This is a genomic window from Bacillus sp. bc15 (genome assembly GCF_900142585.1).
In the GTDB taxonomy this organism is placed as follows: domain Bacteria; phylum Bacillota; class Bacilli; order Bacillales; family Bacillaceae_G; genus Bacillus_A; species Bacillus_A cereus.
Genome location: NZ_FRBJ01000004.1, coordinates 272,884 through 298,373, shown reverse-complemented (window position 1 = coordinate 298,373; position 25,490 = coordinate 272,884). Strand labels below are relative to the sequence as shown.

Sequence of the window (25,490 nt, the reverse complement as noted above, 5' to 3'; positions counted from 1 at the left end):
CACAAATTTAACGCCTTGATTTTTCAAGTGTATTTTTTGAACATTTATTGAACATTTATTGAAATCTTTCTGAAAATTCTGTTTTAAATGTGATATACTACAATTAACTAAGAAGGAAAATAATATCGCAAACAGAGGGGGATAATCATGAGCTTACTTATCGCACTTATACTTGGAGTTACATGTGGAGCATTTCCTGTTATTTTAGGAGCTATTATGGAAGAGTTAGAAATTGGTGTTTTAGGATTTGTCGCATCTTGTGTAAGCGCTTTATTATTTGGTTTATTCGGCGCTATTCCTGTTTCAATTCTGTGTGCTTTTTATATAATACGCCATGCTCGTACAAAACAATTTGGTCCTAATCACATCGCACAAATTATCCCATTCCCGGTTGAACGATGTCGCCGCGCTTCTAACTTATAATGACTAAATAAATAAAAGTCCTCAAATGAGGACTTTTATTTATTTTCTTCTAGAAATTGAAACAATTCTTGTAGATGTAGGGCATCTTCACCATAGCTAACAGATACATGAAATATACCGTCAATCTCAGCTTGCATATAAAGATCCACTCCATCACGATCATATTTCAATGCCAAATAAAACTCCATTTCTTCTAACATCTTTTTAGAGGTTCGAATTACATAATGCCCCTTCTCATCTCTTCCATATTCAAAGTCTGGTTCAAAATCATATTTTTGTTTAAAAGCTTCTTTTTGTTTTTCATTAATTTGCATACAAGTAGCTCGCTGTACAGTATCAATCATCTCATCAAACTTTTGAAGGTCCACCTCGTTTACCCCCTTATATATTTTTTATATAATACTTGTGTTCCACTATTTTCTTCGCCATCCTTAATTAACTCTTCATACAATTCTTTCGCCAAACTTAAGCCTGGGACTGGTAATTGTAATTTCTCTGCTTCCTCTAAAGCAATTTTCATATCTTTCATAAAATGCTTTACATAAAATCCTGGCTCAAAGTCTCCTTTTAACATTCGAGGAGCTAAATTACTTAATGACCAACTACCTGCTGCCCCTGTTGAAATACTCTCTAACACTTTATCTGGATTCAATCCAGCCTTCTTCGCGTAAGCAACAGCCTCACATACTCCAATCATATTGGAAGCAATCGCAATTTGATTGCACATTTTTGTATGTTGTCCACTCCCAGCTGGTCCTTGTAATTGAATGTTTGTTCCTAACTTTTCAAGTAAAGGTAAGCATCTATCATATATTTCTTTCTCTCCACCTACCATAATTGCGAGTTTTGCTTCTTTCGCACCAACATCTCCTCCTGAGACAGGTGCATCTAACGTATATATATTTTTGCTTTTTGCAACTTCATTAATACGTTTTGCTAAAGTAGGTGTAGATGTCGTAAAGTCAATTGCTATCGTACCTTCTTTTGCATGTTCTATAATTCCTTCTATACCAAAATACACTTCTTCTACATCATGTGGATATCCAACCATTGTCATTACAATATCAACTTGCTTCACTAACTCTTTTGGCGTATCACACCATTGTGCACCATCTTGCACTAAAGAATCTGTTTTTGCTTTCGTTCTATTATATACATATACTTTATGACCATCTTGCATTAAGTGATAAACCATACTTTTTCCCATTACGCCAATACCAATGAAACCTATTGATAAAGTTTTATGTTCCATTTTCTCATCCCCTTTGTTCTAATAAATCATTTACCATCTTTCGGAACTCTTTATTAAAGTCATCATCCATACTATTTTTTACATTTGAAAATAACATAACAAAAATTCCTTTTTCTTTATTAAAATTATTGAAAGTGTTCCAACCAGATAATACACCATGATTATGAAAATAATCTGGATATATATAAAAACTAAATGCATATTTCCGTTCTGCTGAAGGCGAAAACATTGCTTGTATACTTTGTTCAGAAAGAAGTTTTCCATTTATAATTGCTTCGTCTAACTTCTTCATATCTCCAACTGTCGTATACATCTCACCACAACCATATAGCCAATCCATGCCTAACTTCTGCGCTGGTACAAGCTCTTGATTTTTTTTCACATAACCCTTTGTAAAATTTTTATCTCCAGGTACCATATTTCCCATACCGGATTCATGCATATCTGCTTTTACAAATATGTTTTCTTTTATGTAATCTCCTAAAGGTTTTTTCGAGATATGTTCTATTATATAAGCAAGAACCATATAATTATAATCTGTATATCTCCAACCTGTTCCTGCAGGAAATTCTAAATTTTGACGTCCAATCCAATTAATTAACTGTAAACGGGAAGCAGCATTCACATTTCCTTTCGCATGTTCAGGTAAACCAGAGGTATGGGTTAATAAATGATATAGCGTAATATTTTTATTCTCCGGAAATGAAGGAATATATTTATTTACATTATCTTGAATATTCAATTTACCTTGTTCTTGCAACTGTAAAATAGATGTGGCAACAACTGTTTTCGTAATAGAACCAATACGATATTTTGTTTGAGGCGTATTTTCTATTTTATTTTGAACATCAGCATACCCATATCCTTTATTCAATATAACACGCTCTTTATCTGTTACCAAAACTGTTCCATTAAATTGCTTTCCGACTAAATATTGATCTAATTTTTGAGATATGCTAGCATAATCAATTTGTTGCTCTTCTTTTTCTTCTATATTCCCTTGTACTTCTGATTCAATAGTAGGATTCACTTTAGTTGTTAATACAGTGTTTTCCTTTATATTGGGGCTAACAAGAAAATAGTATACTCCGCCGCCAACTATAGCAGACAGTGAAGCCATCACCATTACTTTTTTTATCATATTGATCCTCCATAATTCCTTCGCTAAAAATTGTCCCCCTATTCTATTATCAAACAATAAAAAAAAATCGCAACAATTTGTTGCGAAAAATTACATTTTTTCTTTTCTATACACACATACTTGATTCTTCCCATTTTTTTTCGCTTCATATAATGCAATGTCCGCTCGTTGCATTAATTCTTCTCTTGTAGTTCCTTGTTCATATAACGCAACTCCAAAGCTAGCTGTTAGCTTCGAAATTCCAGTGAATTGCTTTGTTTCAATGAAGAATCGTAATGACTCCGCAACTTGAAATGCTTCCTTTTCTACTGTATTTGTCACTAATATAATGAATTCTTCTCCTCCCCATCTTGCAAATACATGTTGTTGCTCCACTTTAGATTTCATAAGCTCTGCAAGTTGTATTAATGCCAAATCACCAAAATCATGACCATATGTGTCATTAACCGTTTTAAAATTATCTATATCAAATAAAATGATAGCTATTTTCTCATCACTACGTATTACCTTTTCCCACTCTACCTCTAGTATTTGTTGAAACTTTAAACGATTATAAATCTCTGTCAATGAATCTACCATAGCAAGTCTTTCTTGCTCTTGATAGATTTCATCTAATTCTGTAATTTCCGTGCACTTTACAATAAATCTTGATAAATCTTCTGGCAATGGTGTCGCACGTAATAAAAAAGTGGATACTACCCCTTCATAATTTAGCATCTTAATTCTTCTACCACTTGATAAAGTATCGTCTAACCATGTGATATCATGCGTCGTCGAATAGTATCCACTTTCTCTAATAAAATGTTCAGCAAATACTAAATGTTGCTCACGATAGGCAAACAGATTTTCATATCCAAAAAAAGCTAAAAAATTTGTATTACAATCAACAACCTCATCATCTTCTACTATAAATAATAGATCATTTTGAAAATCAAACATCGTTTGAAGCAATTCCTGCTGCAAACCGACTTGCCTTACTAAAGAAAGTTGATACAAACTCTTATTCACTTCCTCTAACACTGCTTGCGGAGTTACAGGAGCTATTACAATATTACGTATTCCTAATGCAAGTACATCTGTGAATTCTTTTGTTATTTGTTGATCCCAAATGACAATGAATGTACTGTGCGGAGTATACATATTCTTTATATATTTTATTTGAGAATAATCTGTTACATACGTAATGATAATGTGTGGTTTCGTTCTTTGAAATAATAGTTCGCCCTCTTCAAAACTATTTGCTATAAACATACATTTTGGATGGATATTTTCTACCGTTTGTTGATGCTTACATCCATTTTCTATATAAAGGACATTTAACTGCAGATCTTGTAACACATTTTGGAAAACCGTATTCTCTAATAAAAAATGTAGTATGTTCATCACTAGTCTTCACTCACTTCATATATCTTGTTCTACTGAATTCCTCACAAACTTTTTTAAAAGACTGTTCTCCAATAAACTTTAATTTGTGAGAGATACATATTAACAAGCTAATTGAGAATGTTATCTTCGCTTTTCACTCTATAAATTCCTTTTTTAGTGTATGATTGTAGGAATTGTATCGTTTGTATGAATGCCCTAGCTTATTTTTAAAACTTGACAATTAAAATAAAGATATTATATTCTTAAATTCGATAACTTACAAAATGTAAGTAGTGTATATTATTTTTTTGAAAATAATTCGATATACAATTTGGAGGATATACAATGACAAACGACAACTTTTTTAACGTTCTATATGAACGCACATCTACACGTGCATTCAACCCAAATAAAGAAATCTCATCTACAGAATTACATGAGATTTTAAAAGCCGCAGCACAAGCACCTTCCGCTTGGAACTTGCAACACTGGAAATTCCTTGTTTTTCAAGGTGAAGATGTACAAAAACGATTACACCCAATAGCTTATAACCAGCAACAAATTCTTGATGCTTCTGCAGTAGTCGCTATTTTAGGTGATTTAGAAGCTTATAAAAATGTTGAGCCAGTATATGGTCCAATTGTAGAACAAGGATTTATGAAAGAAGAAGCAAAAGAACGCTTAGCTAAAAATATTGAATCTGCATATGCTCGTGAACAATTCCCAAGAGATGCTGCCTTTTCAAATGCATCTTTAGCAGCAATGCAACTTATGCTTGCAGCTAAAGCAACTGGTTGGGATACTTGTGCTATTGGTGGCTTCAATCCACAAGCACTGACAGACGAATTTAACGTTTCATCTCGTTACGTTCCAATTATGCTTATTACAATTGGTGAATCAACTTTAAAAGGACACCCTGCACCTCGTATGAGCGTAGAGCAAGTGAGTGAGTGGGCAAAATAATAAAAAACGAAGGTAACTACATTGCCTTCGTTTTTTTATTCCCTGTCATACTTTTGTAATATTACTACAAATCATTCGACATTTATGATAAGGGAAAAGTATATTCTATTCCCTTATCATAAATAAACTTGACGTTTTGTGTCGAATTTTGTTTAGGTGTTGAAATATACCCGTGTATTTTTGTTACAATTGTGATACAATGATAACAAATAGATAACAAGAGAGGGATTTTCATTGAGTTCATACGGAAGCTTTATCGCACTTTTATGTTACATAGTAACTGTACTGCTTCTATATTTTATTGGTGATGCCGCAAACATCTCCATTTTACAATTCCCAAAAGAAGAAGCATTCCAATTAGAATCAGAAAAACATACTGCACGATCCATTGTACCACTACTCCTAGCTCTTCCTGTATATATCATCGTTTTATATAAAAGTAAAAAAGTGTAAAGGCTACCTATTTCATTTATTTCGGTGGTTTTTACATTTTTTTGTTATATTCCCCCTATTTTAAACATCATTCCATACTAAACACCCAGCTAGTCATTTAAAATGAGAAAATCCCCTAGAAAAAATTCCACTCTCTGTCCAGTCACTCACTACCGAACTTACATAGATTATAAGTGTGAAGGGGGTGATGAGGATTATGTTTGGATCATTTGGATGCTGTGATAACTTTAGAGACTGTCATCATCATGAAAGAGAGTGCAGACATCATGAGAAAGAGAAAGAGAGAGAAGTAGTTAGACCACAACAACCAGCTGTATGTAACGTACTTGCTAGCATTTCAGTTGGAACAGAACTTTCTCTTTTAAGCATTAGAGGTAATGGCACTTTCAACAATGTAATTTTTGAAGGTTTCGCTAACGGTGTTGCTCTTTTCTCTGCTTTAGCTCGTAATAACAAAGACGACAAAGATAACAATAAAGACGATAAGAACAATCAAAATCGAAATACTTTTACTGGTATTTTACGTGTATGCCCAACTGATATCGTTGCTATCGCTATCTAATTCCGTTCCTTATCCTCTATAGTAAGAAAATAAGATTTATTTTTCTCATAGAAAAAACCTGAGACCGATTTCAAATCGACTCAGGTTTTTTTATTGGTTATATGCTTTTAACTAGTTCAACAACTTCTTCAGCAGTTGACATCATTAATGCTTTTTCTGCTAATGTTTCCATTTCTGCTTTTGACAACTTGCTTAGTTGTGTTCTTGCAGGAAGAATAGATGTTGCACTCATACTGAACTCATCTAAACCTAATCCTAATAATAATGGGATAGCAAGTGAATCGCCTGCCATCTCACCACACATACCAGCCCATTTGCCTTCTTTATGAGCAGCATCGATAACCATTTTTACAAGACGTAAAATAGATGGGTTATATGGTTGGTATAAGTATGATACTTGTTCGTTCATACGGTCTGCAGCCATTGTGTATTGGATTAAATCATTTGTTCCGATAGAGAAGAAGTCAACTTCTTTCGCGAATTGATCTGCTAATACTGCTGAAGCTGGGATTTCAACCATCATACCAACTTCAATAGAATCAGAAACAGTTGTACCCGCTTCTACAAGTTTCGCTTTCTCTTCTAATAAAATTGCTTTTGCTTGACGGAACTCATCAAGAGTTGCAATCATTGGGAACATAATTTTTAAGTTACCGTATACGCTAGCACGAAGTAATGCACGAAGTTGTGTACGGAACACATCTTGCTCATCAAGACATAAGCGAATTGCACGGTATCCTAAAAATGGGTTCATTTCTTTTGGTAAATGTAAGTATGGAAGCTCTTTATCTCCACCGATGTCAAGTGTACGAACAACGACTGGTTGACCTTCTTTTACACCTTCAAGAACTGCTTTATACGCTTCGAACTGCTCTTCTTCTGTTGGAAGATTGTCACGACCCATGTATAAGAATTCTGTACGGTATAAGCCAACGCCTTCTCCGCCATTATCGATAATACCTTGTACATCATTTGGTGTTCCGATATTTGCAACAAGCTCAACGTGATGTCCATCACTTGTTACAGTAGCTTGGTCTTTTAATTTTGCCCATTCAGTTTTTTGCTCTTCAAATTTCGCTTTCTTTTCTTCAAACGAACGAAGAGTTTCTTCTGATGGGTTTACAATTACTTCTCCATCTAAACCGTCAATGATAACGATATCGCCGTTTTGGATTTTCTCCATAACAACTTTCGTACCAACAACAGCTGGAATTTCCATAGAACGAGCCATAATTGCAGAGTGAGATGTACGTCCACCGATATCAGTAGTGAAACCTTTTGCATACTTACGGTTTAACTGAGCTGTATCAGATGGTGTTAAATCTTCAGCAATAATGATTACCTCTTCAGAAATTGTACCAGGATTTGAGAAGTTAATTCCTAGTAAATGTGCAAGAACGCGTTTTGTTACATCACGAATGTCCGCAGCACGTTCTTTCATATATTCGTTATCCATGTTTTCAAACATAGAAATAAACATTGATGCAACTTCATCCATTGCAAATTCAGCATTTACTTTTTCGCTATTTACTTTATCTTTTACTGGGTTTACTAGTTCTGGATCATTTAACACTAATAAATGTGCTTCAAAGATCGCAGCTTTGTCAGCACCTAGCTCAGCAAATGCGTGGTCCTTAATAGCTTCTAATTCAGTTTTTGCTTTCTCAAGCGCAGCTTCTAAGCGTGCAATTTCTGCAGCTTCGTTTGTAATTGATTTCTTTTCGATGTTAAATTCAGGATTTTCAAGTCTGAAAGCCTTTGCAATAGCAATCCCACTTGATGCAGCGATCCCTTGAATGTTAAGAGTCATTATTCTCCTAATCCTTCGTTTTTCATAGTTTCTTCGATAGCTGCTAGTGCTTGAGCTGCATCATCACCATTTGCAGTGATTTTAATTTCTGCGTTTTGTTGAATGCCTAAAGACATAACGCCCATGATTGATTTTAAGTTAACGTTCTTTCCGTTATACTCTAAGTTAATGTCAGAACCGAATTTGCTTGCAGTGTTTACAAGTAGAGTTGCTGGACGAGCATGAATTCCTGAGTCGCTAGTTACTTTAAAGATTTTTTCCATGATTATTTATCTCCTTTAAATTACAGTTTTTTTTAGTTGTATAGACGTGAGTACTACATCATCTATTGTATATAATAGGCGATGTTCGGTCAACCACATCGCCTATTATAATTATAAACATTTTGCGTCAAATTCCTACTGAATGTCAATAATAGCGGTTTCGCCCTTCTTAACATTTCCATCTTTTTTCAATTCGACTTGTTGCCCTTGTTGTAAGTTTGTAAATACAATTGGTGTAATGATAGATGGTGCATTTTCTTTTACAAATGCAAGATCTACTTTTAATAATGGTTGGCCTTGCTTCACTTTATCACCTTGTGCTACAAGTGCCTCGAATCCTTCACCATTTAATTTTACAGTATCAATACCAAAGTGGATTAAAATTTCTTTTCCGCCTTCAGATTGAATACCAATCGCATGTTTTGTAGGGAATACATTGACAATTTCACCGTTAACTGGAGAAACTACTGTTCCTTCAGTTGGCTCAATTGCAAATCCGTCTCCCATCATTTTTCCTGAGAATACTTGGTCAGGCACTTCTGTAATTGGTAAGATTTTCCCTTCGATTGGTGATACAATTGTTTCATTTTCATCAACTTTTTGAGGAGTTTCTTCCACTTTTACAGGTTCTTCTTTTTCAACATGAGGTGTACGACCTGACATTATATCATGAATTTGTGATTTTAACGTGTCAGATTTCGGTCCGAAAATAGCTTGAATGTTATTTCCAACTTCAAGTACACCAGCTGCTCCAAGTTCTTTTAAGCGGTCTTTGTTTACATTCTTTTGTTCGTTAACTTGAACACGTAAACGAGTAATACAAGCATCTAAAGAAGCAATGTTTTCTTTACCACCAAGTGCTACTAATACTTCACGAGGAAGTTCGCCTGCTTCTGTTTTTCCTGCACCGTCATTCGCATTTGCCTCTTCACGACCAGGTGTTTTTAGATTCCATTTACGGATTGCAAAGCGGAATCCGAAGTAGTAAATAACTGCTAGTACAAGACCAACAATAATTACCCACCACCATGCTGTACGGCCTGGTAGTACACCGAATAATAGGAAGTCAATTAAACCACCAGAGAATGTCATACCAATTTTAACACCTAAAATTTGCATTGTCATAAATGATAGACCAGCAAATACAGCGTGAATTCCGAATAATACTGGCGCTACGAATAAGAATGAAAATTCAAGTGGCTCTGTAATACCTGTTAAGAAAGATGTTAATGCTGCAGAACCTAAAATACCTGCTGCTAATTTTTTATTTTCTGGACGTGCTTCATGGTACATTGCTAAAGCTGCTGCTGGAAGACCGAACATCATGAACGGATACTTACCAGTTGTAAATGTACCTGCTGTTAATTCTACACCGTCTTTTAACTGTGCCATAAAGATTTTTTGGTCACCACGGATTAATTCGCCAGCTGCATTTGTATACTGACCGAATTCGAACCAGAACGGTGAATAGAAAATGTGATGTAGTCCAAATGGAATTAATGAACGTTCAATTAAACCGAATATAAATGCTGCGATTGTTCTATTTGCATCAATCATTTGATGTGAGAACGTGTTTAAGCCACCTTGAATGTATGGCCAAACGAAGCACATGATAATACCTACTATTAAAGAGAATGTTGCAGTTGCGATCGGTACGAAACGCTTACCTGCAAAGAAACCTAAGTATGATGGTAATTCAATGTTGAAGTATTTATTATAGCAATATGCCGCTACTATACCGACGATAATACCACCAAATACCCCTGTTTGTAGCGTTGGAATACCTAATACGTTTGCATACGCTGGATCTGTAAATCCAATTTTTACTGGGTCTGCTCCAGAACTTGTTACTTTCACTAGCTTATCTACTTCTAAGAACACACTCATCGTTTTGTTCATAATTAAGTAACCGACGAATGCTGCTAAACCAGCTACTCCGTCTCCACCAGCTAAACCAATTGCTACCCCAACTGCGAATAATAATGCAAGGTTAGCGAAAATAATATCACCAGATTGTTCCATAATTTTTGCAACCATTACGAACCAATCTGCTTTTAAAGCAGGAATAACATTTGTTAACTGTGGATTTTGAAATGCATTACCAAATCCAAGTAAAATACCTGCTGCCGGTAAAATCGCTACTGGAAGCATTAACGCTTTTCCGACTTTTTGAAGAACACCAAAGATCTTCTTAAACATGGAAACCCTTCCTCTCTTATCTATATTGATACCTTCCGACAAACGCCAAAAAGACATGAGGAAAAAAAGATAGAACGATAGCTATACAAAGGGTAGTATATCCCTTTCTCTAGCTTACATTCCTTACTTTTCTCCACTCATGCCTGATCGAATCAGTAACACGTGTCAAAAATAGGTTTACGTATAAGTTCACTATAATTAAGGCAAACGTTTTCGTTACTCACCTTAATGTGTTTGTCGAAATTTGTATAACTTTGCAATAGTTATTATACATAACTATTGTAAGCGATTCAATCATTTTTTTTAACGTTTTCATTTTAGACAAAAATATATGAATTATTACACATGCTCTGCCTTGACTAAGCGTTGCAAGTGCATCGTTAAATAAATACTTTCAGCTTCATATACAGGTAGTTGCAACTCTTTTTGCATGACCTTAACTAGCTTCCAAGCTACGTTATAGCAAACTGGATACTCCGCCTTTAATAAATCAGCAAAACTTTGCGATTCTTCTACTTTTTCTCCTTTTTTCACCCTCTCAATAGCATATTGAAGATGACGAATAAGGCGTAAATAATGAATGCTCTCTTGATCTAATGTAATTTCTAAGTTTGTCTCAATTAAAGATACAAGTTGTGCAATGAGACGGGAGTTTTGATTAACTGAAGATAAATCAGAATTTGTAAGCGAACTGTAAATGTGAAGTGCAATAAAACCAATTTCTCCTTCTGGCAATGTAATTTGCAAACGAGAATTTAAAAGTTCTACAACACCTTCCGCAATTTCATATTCCTCTGGATAGAGCATTTTTGTTTCAACTAAAAAAGGATTATCAATTGTAAGTCCTTGTTTTAACCTTTTAATTGCAAATGAAATATGATCTGTTAACGCAATATGAATATGTTCATTTAGTGGAGATTTCGCTTTTTCTTGAATGTACAGCATAATATCGTTCATCAATTCAATTAATTTTTCACTAACATGCGGCACTAATAATTTATATTGTTCACGATCACGTTCATTTTTTAAGACAAACATTTTTTCGATTTGTTCTTGCTCCAATACATCTTTCGCTTTTTTCCCAAATCCAATTCCTTTACCAATCACTACTACTTCCTCGTGTTCAGGATGGCTAGCAATGATGACATTATTATTTAAAACTTTTTTAATTTCTAGATAATTATTCATATAACACCACCCTCGTACTTAAATAGCCTACTTTTATGTTACAGAATATTCTTCTTTGTCGTCAATGTAAAACATCTGCCATTTAATAAAAATTCATTTTTTAGACATGTTTATATATGATGCGTATAATGTAAGAGCAACTGTACATAGAAAGGAGATAACAGCATGATTAAAATGTTTGTAAGTGATATCGATGGTACAATGATGCAACACGGAGGTCTTATTGATGAACAAGATGTTGCGGCACTACGCAGCCTCGCCGAGCAAAATGTTATTCTTTGCTTCGCTTCCGGAAGACTTGATAATGAAATTGCAGACTTAATGAAAGCTGTAAATACAAATTTTCATCGTATTAGTGTAAATGGTGTTTTTGTATATACACATGAAAATAAACAACTATTATCTGCAACTTTTGATTCCAGCATACTTCCCGATTTGTTAGCTATGACGAATGAAAATCCTTATTTCCGTTATGTAAGTGATGAGCATAATTATTACATTGAAGAGAAAACACCTTTTATTCAAGAACTTGAACAACAAGTAACAATGACTTCTGTTGAAGAACCAAACTTACTACAGAAGATTGATGATACAATTTTCCCAAATAAAATTTCTGTCGGTGGAACAAAGGAGAGCTTACAACTCCTTCAAAAAAAAATTGATGAAAAATTCCACGGGAAAGTTAGTACTTTCATCTCAGCAGAACAATGTTTAGATGTAATGCCACCGAATGTTAGTAAAGGCTCTGCCATTTCTGTTTTATTAAATGAGTTTCAAATAAAACCTGAGGAAATTGCTTGTATAGGGGATTCTTACAATGATATTCCTATGTTTTCTTTAACTCCTCACAGTTTTGCTATGTCGCAAGCAGATGATGCAGTAAAAAAACACGCTCACTATGTAGTAAATCACGTCAAAGATGCTGTTAACCACGTAATTGCTCATAATAAAAATACGACTCATTCCTTATAAGGATGAGTCGTATTTTTATTTCTTTACATGTTATCCATTTTCATTTCGACTGTACTTCACAAACTGAAATATACTATTTGTTACGTGCGATATTCGTAATAAATTTATAACGATCTCCACGATAAATACATTTCACGTACTCTAGCGGTATCTCACCTTCTGAATATGACCATTGACGCATTACAAGTACAGGCGCCTTTTTAGGAATATGCAGATGTTCAGCTTCATTTTCCGTCGCAACAGAAGCTTCAATTGACTGAGTAGCGCTAACAAGTTTAAAGCCCAGTTTTTTCTCTAAATGTTCATATAAAGATTGTTGCAATATCTCTTCGTTAATATCTTTTACAAGAGCTGGCGACAAATATGTCGTCTCAAAAGCAATCGGTTCATCATCAGCTAAGCGAATACGCCTCACTTCATAAACCGATTCCCCCTCCTGTATTCTCAACCGGTCTGCTATTTTAGCAGTAGCTGGAACTAGGCGGAAACTAAGTAATTGACTACTTGGGTTCATTCCACGAGAAATCATATCTTCTGTGAATCCCGTCATTCCTTGCAATTTTTGTTCCACTTTCGGAAGTTGGACAAATGTTCCAATTCCACGCTTCCGATATAAATAGCCTTGTTCCACTAAATTATTAATCGCCTGTCTGATTGTCATACGACTCACTTCGAACTTATCACAAAGTTCATTCTCAGATGGGATTTTATCTCCCGGCTTCCATTCGCCGTCCTCAATTAGCTGTTTCACCCACTCTTGAATCTGATAATAGATCGGAAATGGTGAATACTTGTCGATGTTCATCAGCAATCGCCTCACTGCATAAAGATAGAGCTTCTTGATCTGCGATTACGGTTACATTCGGATGACGTTGTAAAACTGTAGCCGGACACTCTTCACTATATTCACCTTGCAATAATTCTTTAACAGCTTCTGCCTTTTTAGCACCCATAGCTACAAGTAGAACTTGTTTCGCTTTCATAATGCTTCCAATTCCCATTGTAATCGCATGAGTTGGCACATCTTCTTCTTTTTCGAAGAAGCGAAGGTTTGCTTGGCGTGTAGATTCTGTTAATTCAACAATGTTCGTTGGAGAATTAAACGGTGTTCCTGGCTCGTTAAATCCGATGTGACCGTTTTCACCGATTCCAAGAATCTGTAGGTCAACTGGGTTAGCAGCTAGAATGCCCTCGTAACGTTTGCACTCTTCCTCTAAATCACTTGCCATCCCGTTTGGTACATAAGTTTGTTTAAATGGAAGATAATCAAACAACTGTTCTTGCATGAAATAGTGATAGCTGTTTTTATCTTCATGTGGTAAATTTACGTACTCATCTAAGTTTACAGTGGTTACACGGCTTGTATCAAGTTTATTTTTTCGCATTTCTGCATAAATACCTAATGGAGAGCTTCCTGTAGCCATTCCTAATGTTGGATTTTCTTTTGTTTTTACAACTTCTTCAATTAATTTATAACCTGCTTCTGCTAGTTCTTCTGGAGTTTTTACAACAAGAATATTCATTTAATTACTTCCCTTCCTTCATATGAATTCCTAAACGAACCGTATCATATACATGTAAATCTTCATTCATCACAACAAAGTCTGCATCTTTTCCTACCGCTAATGCACCTTTATTATTTAATCCAAACTCTTCTGCTTGGTTAACTGATGTCATCAGTACTGCATCTTCGATTGAACAACCTGTAAATTCAATTACATTTCGGAAAGCTTGATCCATTTTTAGAATACTACCAGCTAACGTTCCATCTTCTAATCGAGCACTACCATCTTTTACATGTACCGGCTGTCCGCCAAGCTCATATAATCCATCTTCAAGACCTTTTGCGCGCATTGCGTCAGTAATAACACTTACTTTTTTCGGTCCTTTTAACTTATATGCTAATTTCACCATATCAGGGTGAATATGAATACCATCTGTAATTACTTCAACCATTACATCTGGATTTAATAACACATGACCAACAACCCCTGGTTCACGGTGATGTAATCCACGCATTTGATTGTATAAATGTGTCGCATGTGTAATCTTTCTATTTTTTAGTTGCGCATCAATTGCATCTGTATGCCCCATTGTGCCAACTACACCAGTTTCAGCAAGATATTGTTCAAACTCTAATGCTCCCTCTTCTTCTGGTGCATATGTTACTAATTTAATTAAATTCCCACTTGCTTCTTGCCATTGTTTAAATTGCTCAATATTTGCAGGAACGATATGTTCAAGTGGTTGTGCACCTGCACGTTTCTTTGAAACATAAGGTCCTTCTAAGTGAATATATTCGAAATGTGCTCCTTTTTCTTTTGCTTCTTTCGCAGCGGTTAGCGCTGCTTCAATTGCCTCTGGAGCTTGTGTCATTGTTGTTGGGAAGTAAGTTGTAACCCCTTCTTTTAACATTTCTTTACCTAGAGTTACTAACCCATCGCTATTTGCATCCATCGCATCAATATCGTATCCTCCATGAATATGAACATCGATCATACCTGGAATTACAATCTTCCCTGTAGCATCAAAAACAGTTTCATTTTCTTGTGGTACATATTGAGCCATCAAACCAATTTCTTTAATGGTTTCTGCGTAACGGATAAATCCGTTTTCCACTATATCTTGACCTGTGTAAATTTTGGCATTGATGACAATTTGCGTTTTCATTTTCATCGATCCTTTCCCATGAAATACCTACTTGTTATTATTACCTTATTCGCCTAGTTCCATCTTAATATATGCACGAGTAGTTGTCTATACATTCTAATGAAATTTCCTTTTTATTCAACAAAAAAGGAAATTTCTTACGTCCTTTATAATTATAATATATATTATTCATTTTTCCAAAAAGGGACAGTATCCACCCCTAATATAGAAATCACTTCAACAATGGCATTAACCCGCTAGACTCTAACATAACATGTTCACCATCTGTTTCTATTTCTACTGTACGTTTATTCGTTCTATATACCATTATACCGTGCCTTTTTAAGCGTTTTACTACACTTTGGTGAGGATGTCCATACGGATTACTACTCCCGTAAGACAGAATAGCAAACTGCGGTTCCACTTTTTTTATAAACGTTTCACTTGTTGAAGTATACGAACCGTGATGCCCCACTTTTAAAACATCTGCATGTACATCAAATTGTTTTAATATTTCATGTTCTGTCCGTACATCCGCGTCACCCATTAATAAAAAATCCGCTTTTCCATATCGCACCTTTAAAACAATTGAGGATTCATTATTTTCATCTTTTGATTTCCCATTGTTTAATACTTGTATAGAAACATGTGGATCCAGCGGTATATATTGCCCTTCCTTTACCGAAACGAAAGGTATCCCTCTTTTTTTAATATTATTCCGATATGTATGATAAGTAAGAGAACTATATGTTTTTCCGCTATCTAATATAAGCGATACCGGCATTTGCTCTACAATTGGAATTAGCCCCCCTATATGATCCATATCGGGATGCGTACTGACAATTACATCTAAATGATTAATCCCTTTCTCAATTAATTTCTGAATAATAACTTCTCCTGCTTCATAAGGTCCTCCATCAATTAACATTGTTTGTCCGTTTGGCATTATGATAAGTGTTGCATCACCTTGCCCCACTTTTAAAAAGCTCACTTTCATTTTACTAAGATGTTGCCGATGCATATGTAAAGGAGACGTAGTATGAATGGACATCATATACCTTTTAGCTGATGCGCTATTTAAAGAAAAACATAATAAAACAGAAACTAATAATAGAATAATCCGCATACCTCTCATAACTCGTCTCCTTTTTTCATTTAGTATGGCACTGTAAATAATTGATATACAAAAAAAGCTTAGCAAAATGCTAAGCTTTTATTTCGATATCTCTTGTAAGGAACCGAAGAATAAATCCGCTTCATTCATTTGTTCATTCTCTTCAGAAAGCGGCGGTAAATCATCTAATGTTTTCAATCCAAATGTGTCCAAAAATTCTTTTGTTGTTCCGTATAAAATAGGACGCCCTGGTCCTTCCGCTCTTCCCATTTCTTTTATAAGTAAATGTGAAACCAACGTTTGTAACGCCTTATCGGTTTTAACCCCTCTAATCTCTTCCATTTCAGTCCTTGTGATTGGTTGACGATATGCAACAATCGCTAACGTTTCAAGGGCAGCTTGTGAGAGCGAAGCAGCTGTTGGTGTATCTATTAATTTTTGATAATATGAAGCATGTTCTTTCTTTGTAGCAAAACGATATACTTTTGCATACTGTACAATTTGCAAACCACGGTTTGCACCTTCACATTCTTGTTGCATTTCTTCTAAAATATTAATTACTTCATTCATTTCAATTTCAAGAACTTTCGCTATTTGTTCTGGATAAATCCCTTCATCACCAGAAACAAATAAAAGGCCTTCAATAATTGACTTTTGTTCTTTCCTATCCATTTCACGAGCTCCTTCCTTCTATTTTCTCATAAAAATACACATCAAAAAACCGAATCACAATCAATGCGTTCGGTTCAATATTTTTTCTCTTGTTCCAAACGATACATTAAAACATAGCACGGGATAAAGTGTTTCTATCCCAATTTCATATACTTGCTCTATGCAGATTTATTAGAGCTTGATACGAAAATTTCATCAAAATTATGTTCTTGCTCAATTATGATTTGTTGATTTTTCATAAGTTCCAGAACTGCTAAAAATGTTACAACCATTATTTCACGTTCATCATCAACAAACAAATCATGAAAACTTTGGCGACCACCCTTTATTTTTAATTGCTTTAAAATATCAGTCATTCGCTGTTCAATTGGTATTTCTTGACGAGTAATACGTGTTGTTACAGGTTTTTTTGCCTTTTTACGGCGCATTAATTTTTGAAATGCCGCTAGCATATCATATAACGTAACATCAAGAGGCAAGCTTGTCTCTTCTTCTTGTTGCAACGATGTAAAGTCAATTGGTGGACGTGTATATAGCTGTGCTCTTTCTTGTTCTCTTTCTTTTAACTCAGTAGCAACTTGCTTATATTTCTTATATTCAATTAACCTCTCCATCAATTCTTGACGAGGATCATCTATAAAATCATCACCGTTATCAAGTACATCTTCTTCATGTTTCGGCAACAACATTTTACTTTTAATTTGTAATAACGTTGCGGCCATTACTAAATACTCACTTGCAACATCTAATTGCAGTTCTTTCATCGTATGCACATAAGATAAATATTGCTCTGTAATATCTGCTACAGGAATATTATATATATCAATTTCATAACGATGTATTAAATGTAACAATAGATCTAAAGGCCCTTCAAAAGCCTCTACTTTAAAATTATATTGCACAAAGCATCCCACCACATTTTTTCTATAACAACATAAGTATAGAGCATACTCATGTTCTATCCAACCTTTTTAAGAAATTTAATTAAAAATAGACCGATGCCTATGTCATCATGCCCACCACTTCATATGATAACAGTGTAGTAAGAACAATGTAGGAGGTCAAAAAACTATGGGTCACGTTGATTGTGGTTTTAGCGGTGGGTTCGCATTACTTGTTGTACTGTTTATTTTGCTAATTATTGTAGGAGCAGCTTGCTTCTGCTAATATGAACAATAACGGCTAGGGGGAAATCTCCTAGTCGTTTATTGTTCATATTTCTATGATACACTTATATGTATAACCGTTAGATAGGGGCGAGAAAACATGTATCCTACCGAATACATACAATTTTTAATTCATTTCCAAGGAGATTACGACTATTTTGAATGCCACGAAATACTAGAAGAGTACTGGAAGACAAAACCAAGAGGAAATCGTGATCATTACTTAGTTGGTCTCATTCAAATTGCCGTTTCTTTATACCATCAAAGACGTGCTAACTGGAATGGTTCCACAAAAATGATGAAAAGCGCAATCACAATTTTAGAAAAAAGCGGTGTGTCTTTACAACGTTTAGGAATTAATCAAGTACAACTTCTTTCCTTGCTCAATGAAAGATTGCAATCTATCCATAAAAAAGAACGTTTTGTACCTTTATTTTTACCCTTATCAGATCCATTGTTAGAGAAGCAGTGCATAGAGTTATGCAAAAAACAAAACCTCTCTTGGAAAGACTTGAATGCTATTCCAAGTGAATATATTATACACAAGCACACTTTGCGTGATCGCACAGAGGTCATTACTGAACGAAACGAACAATTACAAAAAAGAAAGCAGAGATAATAAACTACTTATCCCTGCTTTCACGAATGTATATTTTGTTCTAGCCCTTTACATTTTTCGCAAAAACTTGCTGTTTGCTCATTTCCGCAAATTGTAAACTCAAGAAATTTACTCTTTAACTCTTGAACCATCTTCGTTCCAATCCCCACATGACGGTGGGACGGATTTACACTTAAATGCTGGATTTCTAATACTTGATTCTCTTTTTTTACAATCCCCATTATTCCAACAAAATCTTCATTTTCTTTCCACAAATACAATTGCCAATCATCTTTTGCTTCATATTCTTTCATTGTCAATTGTAATGTTTTCACATCTTTTTCAGTTGGCATAAACGAAAGAAGCCCCATTGCAATTTTTTCATAACTTTTTTTAAAACGAATTAACATAACCCTTATCCCTTCTCACAAAAGTTACAAACTAGTAATCCCCTCAATCACTCTTTTCATATCACATTCATTTTACAATATTTTCAACAGAGTGAGAAGAGTCTAAAACAACTTGATAATCATACAAAGCGAAAAGAAGAAAGTCAAATCTATGTTTCAGCACTATTCCTTTAATAAATAGAGTGAAAAAAATAAAATTTTATATGGAATGAAAAGAAACATATCATTCAACATCACTTCGTTAATAGTTCCCCTAAAACAGCACAATTCTAGCAAAATTAATATAACAAAAAATATTTGTTGAAACATATAATGTAATGTATTCTATGTAATTTGTTAAAGCTTTGTTCTCACAAGCAATATATTTTAGCAACAATACTACTTGTATGATGAGCTATAGAAGAAGTACTCAATCTCATTAAAAATAAAAAAGAGAGCAAAAGCTCTCTTTTTCCTTACCTTATTCTTCCCAAACTTTAACTTCTTTCATTACATCGCCTTGACGCATTTTTAATACTGTTTCAATACCGCTTGTTGCTTTACCAAATACAGTATGAACGCCATCTAAATGTGGCTGTGGCTCATGAACAACAAAGAATTGGCTACCGCCTGTGTTACGGCCAGCGTGAGCCATAGAAAGTGATCCTACAAGGTGTTTATGAGGGTTTCCATCAGTTTCACATGGAATAGAGTAACCTGGACCACCAGCACCTGTACCTGTTGGGTCTCCACCTTGGCTTACGAAGCCAGGAATAACACGGTGGAATGTAACACCGTCATAAAATCCTTGCTCTGCTAATTTTTTAAAGTTTTCTACTGTTTTTGGCGCTTCTTCTGGGAAAAATTCCAATTCGATTTTTTCACCGTTTTCCATTAATATGTATCCTAAAGTTTTCATATGTATATGTCTCCTTTCAACTATCTCAGCACTATATTACCACATTCATGACTAGAAACAAAAAGAATCCGACAATCTAGATACTTCTTTTTTAAAATGCGGAAAAAGCTAGGTGACAAATAAGAAATATATACTATAATAACTTTGTTGCCCGAAAATTTTAGAAAGAGAAAGGGAGCGGTTTTTCGTGAAAACGAAATTATTAGCTCTGCTATTAGCTGTAACGGTATTTATGATGCCAACAGCTTCATTTGCAGACATCATCGAGGGAGAATCAATTGTTACACTAGGAGAGAACTTATCCGAACAACAAAAACAAGATCTGTTAAAAGAAATGAAAGCACCGAAAGATGCTACAATTATTACTGTATCTAATGCGGAAGAACATAAATTTCTAGAAGGCATTGTTCCAAAAGCACAAATTGGTACGAGAGCAATTTCTTCTTCTATGATTACATACACAAAACCAGGATCTGGTCTTATTGTGCGATCAAAGAACATTAACTGGGTAACAGATGCAATGTACACTAACGCTTTGATTACAGCAGGTGTAAAAGATGCAGAAATTCAAATTACTGCACCTTTTAAAGTTTCAGGAACTGCAGCTTTAACTGGATTAATGAAAGCATATGAAACTGCGTCCAATAAACCAATTCCGGAAGAAGTTAAAAAAGTAGCGAATGAAGAAATGGTACAAACAGCCCAGCTTGGTGATAAAATTGGTGAAGAAAAAGCAGTTCAACTTGTTGCAAAAATTAAAGAAGAAATTGCAAAAGAACAGCCAAAAACAACAGAAGATTTACGTTCATTAATTAAAAAAATTGCTGATCAACTCGGCATTACATTAACAGATGAACAATTAGATAACCTAGTAGCGTTATTTGATAAAATGAAGAATCTTAATATCGATTGGAATCAAGTTGGTAGTCAATTAAACAAAGCAAAAGAACACGTTTCTGCCTTTTTAGGATCTGAAGAAGGACAAAGTTTTCTAGATAAAGTGAAAGATTTCTTCTCAAGTATCATTGATTTTGTTAAATCTTTATTCAAGTAAAAAAGAAGCCCGCCAGTGACGGGCTTCTTTTTTATACAAGTAACGGTAATTTCATAACAGCCTCTTCAACCGAACGCACTATATGATTTGCTTTCTCCTTTACATATGGATGGGCATGATGAAGAGTAAATGAATGCGGGGTTACTTCAAACATAGAAATATCATTGAAGGAATCTCCAATACAAGCAACTTCATTTGCTTCAATTTGCAAATGGTCCATTAGTCGCTTTAGAGCACTCCCCTTACTCACGCCTCTTGGCATAATATCAACATAGCGTTTACCTGATATAAAAACTTCCGCTTCGCCTTGAAACATATCTCGTAGCTCTTGATCTAACGTCACAATTTTCTCTTCTTCTCCAAAAACAAACAATTTTGCAGGGTGTACAGTCTTACCAAACTCTTCTTCTAACGCTTCAATTTCAGCGATATGCACGCCCATATACGCTTCAAAATTATGGTGATGTTCATTTTTCCTTTTTGTATATCGTTGCTCATTTGCACAAACAATATCCGCTAGTCCTTTTTTATGTATATATCGATATATTTCCTGGGCAACCGTATTTTCAAAACTCGATTCATGAAATAAATTCCCATCTGGAAGTAACATTGTCGCTCCATTTAAGCCAGTTGTGTAATATGGGAATGAAAACCTTTTTACAACTTCATCAATTCTGTGTGTAAAGCGGCCAGAGGCAAAACAAATATTTGTCCCTTTCTCAGCTAACCAACACAGCGCACGTTCATCTTCTTTTTGCATATGATTCACATCGTAAACGAGCGTGTCATCTAAATCACTTACAAATAATTTAATCATGTCCTCTTCCCCTTCCATACACAATATCTACTCTAAGTGTACACAAAAAATGTTTGATTTTTGTTAAAAAACAATAAATTTTTACTAAAAAAAATAAACGGGTGTATAATCCCGTTTATTTTTGTCTTTTTACATTTTGAGGTCTTACAATACTTGGTCGTACTTTTAAACTAGACATCGTTGGACGGAGTAAAATTTTTGTTAACGCGCCCCAATCAAATGGTAAAAACGGCCATAAATAAGGTGTTTGTAAACTTTTTATAGACGTTAAAAATAAAATTAATATCGTCATACCAATTACAAATCCCATCTCATGGAAGAGACCTGTTAAAATAATAACAAACAATTTCCCAACCTTATTCCCTAATCCTAATTCATAACTCGGTGTTGCATATGCACCAATCATCGAAACCGCTACATACAAAATTACTTCTGGCACAAACAAACCTACATCAATTGCAATTTGACCAATTAATATGGCGGAAATCAACCCTGCTGCAGACGATAATGGGGTTGGAGTATGAATAGCAGCCATCCTTAAAAACTCAAGTCCGACCTCTGCCATTAACACCTGTAATAGGATTGGTAAATGCGTCATCTTAGTCGGTCCAATAAAAGCAAGATTTGCTGGTAAAAGAGTTGGATCAAATACAAACACTAACCAAAATGGTAATAAAAATAACGAGAATATAACACCTAAAAAGCGCACCCAGCGTAAAAATGTACCGACAGCTGGATTTTGTCTAAACTCTTCTGCATGCTGTAAATGGTGAAAATATGTTGTCGGTGTAATCATAGCACTTGGCGATGTGTCAACAAGTACTAACACATGTCCTTCTAGTAGATGATTTGCTGCTACATCTGGCCTTTCTGTATATCGAATAAGCGGGAATGGGTTATAGCTTTGCTTTACAACAAATTCTTCTACTGTTTTATCCGCCATCGTAATTCCATCTACATCAATGTTATTTAATTCTTGTTTTATAATCTTTACTAAATCTGGATTTGCAACATCTTGAACGTATGTAATACAAATATCCGTTTGTGATCTATCTCCTACTCGAACCATTTCATTTCGAAGTCGTGGATCTCGAATTCTCCTACGAATTAACGCTGTATTTACAACGATATTTTCAACAAATCCATCCCTCGCACCGCGTACTACCTTTTCGGTATCTGGTTCTGTCGGTGTTCGCCCTGGATAACTACGAACATCAATCGCGAACGCTTCCGTTTCACCTTCCACAAATATCACAATGAGCCCTGATAATACTTGGAGCATTACCTCATCCATCGTTTTCACTTTGCTTACTTGTTGATGGATTAAGCGATTCTCTAAAAGCTTCACTGTATCTTCTTCTACATCCCTTATCTCATTTGTATCCACCGCTTCTTCTAAAATAGGGATAATATAATTTGTATCACAAAGTCCGTTTACAAATAACACACCGATTTCTTTATTCAAAATTTGAAATTTACGAATGCCAACATCGTATGTAACGCCTAGTCCAACTGTCTGCTTTAAATAATTTTCATTATCACTTATGAAAGTTGATATAGGGATATCCACTTTTTTAGGCTTCGTCATAAAAACCACTCCTTTCCAAAATTAATTGAATCGCTTTTCTAGTAATAGGTGATCCCCTCTCCCATTCATCATTCCCGCACATCTTACCAATGTCACCGACTCCAACGATGACAGGAACATTCAAGTCATCTAAACAATAAATTGTATCTCCGCTAATTCTGCCAATTTCACCATCTGGAAGTCCAAATTTATCAACACCGTATTCGGTTAAATTTCCGTTCCGATCTACACTTACATCTACACGTGCCCATTCCCAATGATGCGTATTAGACGCTACCGCTAAAATACCGAGCACATCAATTTGTTTATGGGTAGCTACATATTTTAAAGCCTTTTCACCAGATCCTTCTCCAATAAATCCACTGTCATCAAACATGACAAATACAGGGTCATATGGCGTTTGCATAATAAGCTCAACAACTTTTTTCCCTGTCAATTTGGTTGGATTACTTTGTGATGCTGAAATACACCTTCCCCCAAATTCCTTTGTTAAAAGCTCAATTGTCCGCTTTGCATATTCATCTCCATCTGTGACCAAAACAACCCTTCGTCTCATTTGATTTATCCTTTCGGTTTACATATAAGTGCTATAAAAAACGAAAACAATATCGCTGCGGAAATGCCCGCAGACGTTAAACTAAACATGCCAATACCAATTCCTAAATACCCATGTTTTTCTGCTGCATGCATTGCTCCGTGCAATAGTGAATGTCCAAAACTTGTAATAGGGACTGTTGCTCCAGCACCTGCAAACTTTATTAGTTTATCGTACAATCCAAATCCATCTAAAATTGCTCCGATGACTACAAAAGTTGCCATTAAATGAGCTGGTGTTAACTTTGCGAAATCTAACAATAGTTGCCCAATTACACAAATAGCTCCACCTACAAGAAATGCATATATAAAATCCACAATTCACTCTCCTTTAACTCTCTCAAATACGACACCATGTGCAATTGTTGGAATCGTTTCTTTCTGTTGCATCATTATCGGGCTTAATAATGCGCCAGTGGCAACGACAAAAATTCGTTGTAAATTCCCTTTTTGCATCTCGTGTAATAAATGGCCATATGTGACAACTGCTGAACAAGCGCAACCACTACCACCTGCAAACACTTCTTCTTGACTTGATTCATAAATCATTAATCCGCAATCATTGTATATATGTCCAAGATCGTAACCTTCCTCAAGTAAAAGTTGTTTTGCAATCGGTGTCCCAACAGCTGATAAATCACCCGTAACAATCAAATCATAGTCATCGGCACTTCTTTTTAAATCTTCAAAATGCTGTTGAATTGTATGAGCTGCTGCTGGAGCCATCGCTGCCCCCATATCCAAAGGATTTGTGATTCCTAAATCTTGCACTTTTCCGATTGTAGCCGCCGTAATTTTAATTGCACTTTTTTCATTGCTAATTAATATAGATCCTGCACCAGTCACAGTTGAATTTGCTGTCCCTGGTTTTTGCCCACCGTACTCTGTTGGATAGCGAAATTGTCTTTCAGCCGTTGCATTATGACTACTTACTGTAGCTAAGACACGATTTGCAAATCCACCGTCTATAAAAGCTGAGCCAACTGCTAAAGTCTCCATAGACGTCGCACAGGCGCTAAACATTCCTAAAAAAGGAATGCCCCACTGACGCGCAACATAATTTGCTGTCACTGTTTGATTTAATAAATCTCCCGCTAAAAAGAAATCAATTTGCGATGTTTTTATATTCCCTTTTTGCACTGCTTGTTGAATTGAGTCTGACATTAATCTTCGTTCGGCTAGCTCCCAATTTTCCTCTCCACAATGCAAGTCATCATATGAAATATCAAAATCTTTTCCAAGAGGGCCCTCAGCTTCTTTCGGACCGACAGCAGTACCCGTTGCATTCACATATATATCGTTTTGAAATACCCACGTTTGTTTTCCGGTCAACCTCATA

The 25,490-nt window shown here is 35.2% G+C and carries 29 protein-coding genes; 8 read left to right on the top strand and 21 right to left on the bottom strand.

The features are described from left to right. The first annotated feature begins 147 nt into the window (after nt 1-147). Nucleotides 148-423: a hypothetical protein gene (locus tag BUA87_RS17265; RefSeq protein ID WP_000054659.1), complete on the top strand. Its 276-nt coding sequence runs from the start codon at nt 148-150 to the stop codon at nt 421-423. A gap of 35 nt (nt 424-458) precedes the next feature. Here BUA87_RS17265 and BUA87_RS17260 read toward each other — a convergent pair whose 3' ends face one another. From BUA87_RS17260 to BUA87_RS17245, 4 genes are all read right to left on the bottom strand, one after another. Next, entirely contained in the window at nt 459-791 is a 333-nt protein-coding gene (locus BUA87_RS17260; protein WP_000365617.1) for a DUF3909 family protein, read from the bottom strand. Nucleotides 792-796: 5 nt separating this feature from the next. Next, nucleotides 797-1,675, bottom strand: coding sequence for an NAD(P)-dependent oxidoreductase (locus tag BUA87_RS17255; RefSeq protein ID WP_000400437.1), 879 nt, complete (start codon nt 1,673-1,675; stop codon nt 797-799). Between the two features lie 4 nt (nt 1,676-1,679). Beyond that, entirely contained in the window at nt 1,680-2,816 is a 1,137-nt protein-coding gene (locus BUA87_RS17250) for a serine hydrolase (protein WP_000592902.1), read from the bottom strand. Nucleotides 2,817-2,906: 90 nt separating this feature from the next. Beyond that, nucleotides 2,907-4,199, bottom strand: a complete 1,293-nt coding sequence (locus tag BUA87_RS17245) for a GGDEF domain-containing protein (protein WP_072940323.1) — start codon at nt 4,197-4,199, stop codon at nt 2,907-2,909. Nucleotides 4,200-4,526: 327 nt separating this feature from the next. On the opposite strand from BUA87_RS17245, the gene BUA87_RS17240 reads away from it, so the two are divergent. From BUA87_RS17240 to BUA87_RS17230, 3 genes are all read left to right on the top strand, one after another. Continuing rightward, nucleotides 4,527-5,144 (top strand): nitroreductase family protein, encoded by a 618-nt coding sequence (locus tag BUA87_RS17240; protein ID WP_000180387.1) that lies wholly within the window; start codon nt 4,527-4,529, stop codon nt 5,142-5,144. A 234-nt stretch (nt 5,145-5,378) separates the two neighbouring features. Beyond that, a complete protein-coding gene (locus BUA87_RS17235) occupies nt 5,379-5,597 on the top strand; it encodes a hypothetical protein (protein ID WP_000100485.1) in 219 nt (72 codons plus the stop codon). Between the two features lie 196 nt (nt 5,598-5,793). Beyond that, a complete protein-coding gene (locus BUA87_RS17230) occupies nt 5,794-6,159 on the top strand; it encodes a DUF3915 domain-containing protein (protein WP_000468017.1) in 366 nt (121 codons plus the stop codon). A 97-nt stretch (nt 6,160-6,256) separates the two neighbouring features. Here the strand turns inward: BUA87_RS17230 and ptsP are convergent, their stop codons facing one another. The 4 genes from ptsP to glcT form a co-directional block, all read right to left on the bottom strand. Beyond that, the gene (gene ptsP / locus BUA87_RS17225; protein WP_060632134.1) at nt 6,257-7,969 is read right to left on the bottom strand and encodes a phosphoenolpyruvate--protein phosphotransferase; all 1,713 of its coding nucleotides are present in this window, start codon (nt 7,967-7,969) and stop codon (nt 6,257-6,259) included. Next, nucleotides 7,969-8,232 (bottom strand): phosphocarrier protein HPr, encoded by a 264-nt coding sequence (ptsH, locus tag BUA87_RS17220; protein ID WP_000411080.1) that lies wholly within the window; start codon nt 8,230-8,232, stop codon nt 7,969-7,971. Before ptsH ends, ptsP begins: the two co-directional genes overlap by 1 nt. Before the next feature lie 135 nt (nt 8,233-8,367). Continuing rightward, nucleotides 8,368-10,431, bottom strand: a complete 2,064-nt coding sequence (ptsG, locus tag BUA87_RS17215; protein WP_000473191.1) for a PTS glucose transporter subunit IIABC — start codon at nt 10,429-10,431, stop codon at nt 8,368-8,370. 339 nt (nt 10,432-10,770) lie between these two features. Beyond that, a complete protein-coding gene (gene glcT / locus BUA87_RS17210; protein WP_001067322.1) occupies nt 10,771-11,619 on the bottom strand; it encodes a glucose PTS transporter transcription antiterminator GlcT in 849 nt (282 codons plus the stop codon). 165 nt (nt 11,620-11,784) lie between these two features. Between glcT and BUA87_RS17205 the strand changes: the two genes are divergently transcribed. Next, nucleotides 11,785-12,591, top strand: a complete 807-nt coding sequence (locus BUA87_RS17205) for a Cof-type HAD-IIB family hydrolase (RefSeq protein ID WP_000594250.1) — start codon at nt 11,785-11,787, stop codon at nt 12,589-12,591. A 73-nt stretch (nt 12,592-12,664) separates the two neighbouring features. Here BUA87_RS17205 and BUA87_RS17200 read toward each other — a convergent pair whose 3' ends face one another. From BUA87_RS17200 to scpA, 6 genes are all read right to left on the bottom strand, one after another. After that, nucleotides 12,665-13,396: a GntR family transcriptional regulator gene (locus BUA87_RS17200; protein ID WP_014894892.1), complete on the bottom strand. Its 732-nt coding sequence runs from the start codon at nt 13,394-13,396 to the stop codon at nt 12,665-12,667. Then, nucleotides 13,326-14,114: a glucosamine-6-phosphate deaminase gene (gene nagB / locus BUA87_RS17195; protein WP_001024213.1), complete on the bottom strand. Its 789-nt coding sequence runs from the start codon at nt 14,112-14,114 to the stop codon at nt 13,326-13,328. Before nagB ends, BUA87_RS17200 begins: the two co-directional genes overlap by 71 nt. 4 nt (nt 14,115-14,118) lie before the next feature. Continuing rightward, a complete protein-coding gene (gene nagA / locus BUA87_RS17190; RefSeq protein ID WP_002094130.1) occupies nt 14,119-15,261 on the bottom strand; it encodes an N-acetylglucosamine-6-phosphate deacetylase in 1,143 nt (380 codons plus the stop codon). A 211-nt stretch (nt 15,262-15,472) separates the two neighbouring features. Further along, complete coding sequence (locus BUA87_RS17185; protein WP_001214828.1) at nt 15,473-16,375, bottom strand: ComEC/Rec2 family competence protein; 903 nt, start codon at nt 16,373-16,375, stop codon at nt 15,473-15,475. Between the two features lie 78 nt (nt 16,376-16,453). After that, on the bottom strand, nt 16,454-17,026 hold the full coding sequence (gene scpB / locus BUA87_RS17180; RefSeq protein WP_000375171.1) for a segregation/condensation protein ScpB: 573 nt from the start codon (nt 17,024-17,026) through the stop codon (nt 16,454-16,456). A 158-nt stretch (nt 17,027-17,184) separates the two neighbouring features. Beyond that, a complete protein-coding gene (scpA, locus tag BUA87_RS17170) occupies nt 17,185-17,928 on the bottom strand; it encodes a segregation/condensation protein A (RefSeq protein WP_001199751.1) in 744 nt (247 codons plus the stop codon). 169 nt (nt 17,929-18,097) lie between these two features. On the opposite strand from scpA, the gene BUA87_RS17165 reads away from it, so the two are divergent. Together BUA87_RS17165 and BUA87_RS17160 are read left to right on the top strand one after the other, a co-directional pair. After that, complete coding sequence (locus BUA87_RS17165) at nt 18,098-18,193, top strand: YjcZ family sporulation protein (protein WP_000510194.1); 96 nt, start codon at nt 18,098-18,100, stop codon at nt 18,191-18,193. A 99-nt stretch (nt 18,194-18,292) separates the two neighbouring features. Then, on the top strand, nt 18,293-18,811 hold the full coding sequence (locus BUA87_RS17160) for a DUF309 domain-containing protein (RefSeq protein WP_000283610.1): 519 nt from the start codon (nt 18,293-18,295) through the stop codon (nt 18,809-18,811). A gap of 20 nt (nt 18,812-18,831) precedes the next feature. On the opposite strand, the gene ribT is transcribed toward BUA87_RS17160, so the two are convergent. Together ribT and BUA87_RS17150 are read right to left on the bottom strand one after the other, a co-directional pair. Beyond that, complete coding sequence (gene ribT, locus BUA87_RS17155) at nt 18,832-19,200, bottom strand: GNAT family N-acetyltransferase RibT (RefSeq protein WP_000908401.1); 369 nt, start codon at nt 19,198-19,200, stop codon at nt 18,832-18,834. A 460-nt stretch (nt 19,201-19,660) separates the two neighbouring features. Further along, nucleotides 19,661-20,098, bottom strand: a complete 438-nt coding sequence (locus tag BUA87_RS17150) for a peptidylprolyl isomerase (protein WP_000853788.1) — start codon at nt 20,096-20,098, stop codon at nt 19,661-19,663. Between the two features lie 187 nt (nt 20,099-20,285). Between BUA87_RS17150 and BUA87_RS17145 the strand changes: the two genes are divergently transcribed. Continuing rightward, entirely contained in the window at nt 20,286-21,152 is an 867-nt protein-coding gene (locus BUA87_RS17145) for a DUF1002 domain-containing protein (protein WP_000850513.1), read from the top strand. Nucleotides 21,153-21,183: 31 nt separating this feature from the next. Here BUA87_RS17145 and BUA87_RS17140 read toward each other — a convergent pair whose 3' ends face one another. The 5 genes from BUA87_RS17140 to spoVAD all read right to left on the bottom strand — a co-directional run bounded on the left by BUA87_RS17140 (nt 21,184) and on the right by spoVAD (nt 25,489). Further along, nucleotides 21,184-21,987: a Cof-type HAD-IIB family hydrolase gene (locus BUA87_RS17140; RefSeq protein ID WP_003271593.1), complete on the bottom strand. Its 804-nt coding sequence runs from the start codon at nt 21,985-21,987 to the stop codon at nt 21,184-21,186. 97 nt (nt 21,988-22,084) lie between these two features. Then, the gene (gene spoVAF, locus BUA87_RS17135; RefSeq protein ID WP_000165595.1) at nt 22,085-23,557 is read right to left on the bottom strand and encodes a spore germination protein SpoVAF; all 1,473 of its coding nucleotides are present in this window, start codon (nt 23,555-23,557) and stop codon (nt 22,085-22,087) included. Beyond that, nucleotides 23,544-24,113, bottom strand: a complete 570-nt coding sequence (locus tag BUA87_RS17130) for a stage V sporulation protein SpoVABEA (RefSeq protein ID WP_001254416.1) — start codon at nt 24,111-24,113, stop codon at nt 23,544-23,546. The genes spoVAF and BUA87_RS17130 overlap by 14 nt, the downstream gene beginning before the upstream one ends. Before the next feature lie 5 nt (nt 24,114-24,118). After that, on the bottom strand, nt 24,119-24,469 hold the full coding sequence (spoVAE, locus tag BUA87_RS17125; protein ID WP_000345907.1) for a stage V sporulation protein AE: 351 nt from the start codon (nt 24,467-24,469) through the stop codon (nt 24,119-24,121). Between the two features lie 3 nt (nt 24,470-24,472). Continuing rightward, entirely contained in the window at nt 24,473-25,489 is a 1,017-nt protein-coding gene (spoVAD, locus tag BUA87_RS17120) for a stage V sporulation protein AD (RefSeq protein ID WP_072940319.1), read from the bottom strand. Nucleotide 25,490 lies beyond the last annotated feature (1 nt).

Coding starts and splice junctions, on each gene's coding strand:
- BUA87_RS17265 (WP_000054659.1), top strand. CDS start 148: ATGAGCTTACTTATCGCACTTATACTTGGAGTTACATGTGGAGCATTT.
- BUA87_RS17255 (WP_000400437.1), bottom strand. CDS start 1,675: ATGGAACATAAAACTTTATCAATAGGTTTCATTGGTATTGGCGTAATG.
- BUA87_RS17250 (WP_000592902.1), bottom strand. CDS start 2,816: ATGATAAAAAAAGTAATGGTGATGGCTTCACTGTCTGCTATAGTTGGC.
- BUA87_RS17245 (WP_072940323.1), bottom strand. CDS start 4,199: ATGAACATACTACATTTTTTATTAGAGAATACGGTTTTCCAAAATGTG.
- BUA87_RS17240 (WP_000180387.1), top strand. CDS start 4,527: ATGACAAACGACAACTTTTTTAACGTTCTATATGAACGCACATCTACA.
- BUA87_RS17230 (WP_000468017.1), top strand. CDS start 5,794: ATGTTTGGATCATTTGGATGCTGTGATAACTTTAGAGACTGTCATCAT.
- ptsP (WP_060632134.1), bottom strand. CDS start 7,969: ATGACTCTTAACATTCAAGGGATCGCTGCATCAAGTGGGATTGCTATT.
- ptsH (WP_000411080.1), bottom strand. CDS start 8,232: ATGGAAAAAATCTTTAAAGTAACTAGCGACTCAGGAATTCATGCTCGT.
- ptsG (WP_000473191.1), bottom strand. CDS start 10,431: ATGTTTAAGAAGATCTTTGGTGTTCTTCAAAAAGTCGGAAAAGCGTTA.
- glcT (WP_001067322.1), bottom strand. CDS start 11,619: ATGAATAATTATCTAGAAATTAAAAAAGTTTTAAATAATAATGTCATC.
- BUA87_RS17205 (WP_000594250.1), top strand. CDS start 11,785: ATGATTAAAATGTTTGTAAGTGATATCGATGGTACAATGATGCAACAC.
- BUA87_RS17200 (WP_014894892.1), bottom strand. CDS start 13,396: ATGAACATCGACAAGTATTCACCATTTCCGATCTATTATCAGATTCAA.
- nagB (WP_001024213.1), bottom strand. CDS start 14,114: ATGAATATTCTTGTTGTAAAAACTCCAGAAGAACTAGCAGAAGCAGGT.
- nagA (WP_002094130.1), bottom strand. CDS start 15,261: ATGAAAACGCAAATTGTCATCAATGCCAAAATTTACACAGGTCAAGAT.
- BUA87_RS17185 (WP_001214828.1), bottom strand. CDS start 16,375: ATGAGAGGTATGCGGATTATTCTATTATTAGTTTCTGTTTTATTATGT.
- scpB (WP_000375171.1), bottom strand. CDS start 17,026: ATGGATAGGAAAGAACAAAAGTCAATTATTGAAGGCCTTTTATTTGTT.
- BUA87_RS17165 (WP_000510194.1), top strand. CDS start 18,098: ATGGGTCACGTTGATTGTGGTTTTAGCGGTGGGTTCGCATTACTTGTT.
- BUA87_RS17160 (WP_000283610.1), top strand. CDS start 18,293: ATGTATCCTACCGAATACATACAATTTTTAATTCATTTCCAAGGAGAT.
- ribT (WP_000908401.1), bottom strand. CDS start 19,200: ATGTTAATTCGTTTTAAAAAAAGTTATGAAAAAATTGCAATGGGGCTT.
- BUA87_RS17150 (WP_000853788.1), bottom strand. CDS start 20,098: ATGAAAACTTTAGGATACATATTAATGGAAAACGGTGAAAAAATCGAA.
- BUA87_RS17140 (WP_003271593.1), bottom strand. CDS start 21,987: ATGGAAGGGGAAGAGGACATGATTAAATTATTTGTAAGTGATTTAGAT.
- spoVAF (WP_000165595.1), bottom strand. CDS start 23,557: ATGACGAAGCCTAAAAAAGTGGATATCCCTATATCAACTTTCATAAGT.
- BUA87_RS17130 (WP_001254416.1), bottom strand. CDS start 24,113: ATGAGACGAAGGGTTGTTTTGGTCACAGATGGAGATGAATATGCAAAG.
- spoVAD (WP_072940319.1), bottom strand. CDS start 25,489: ATGAGGTTGACCGGAAAACAAACGTGGGTATTTCAAAACGATATATAT.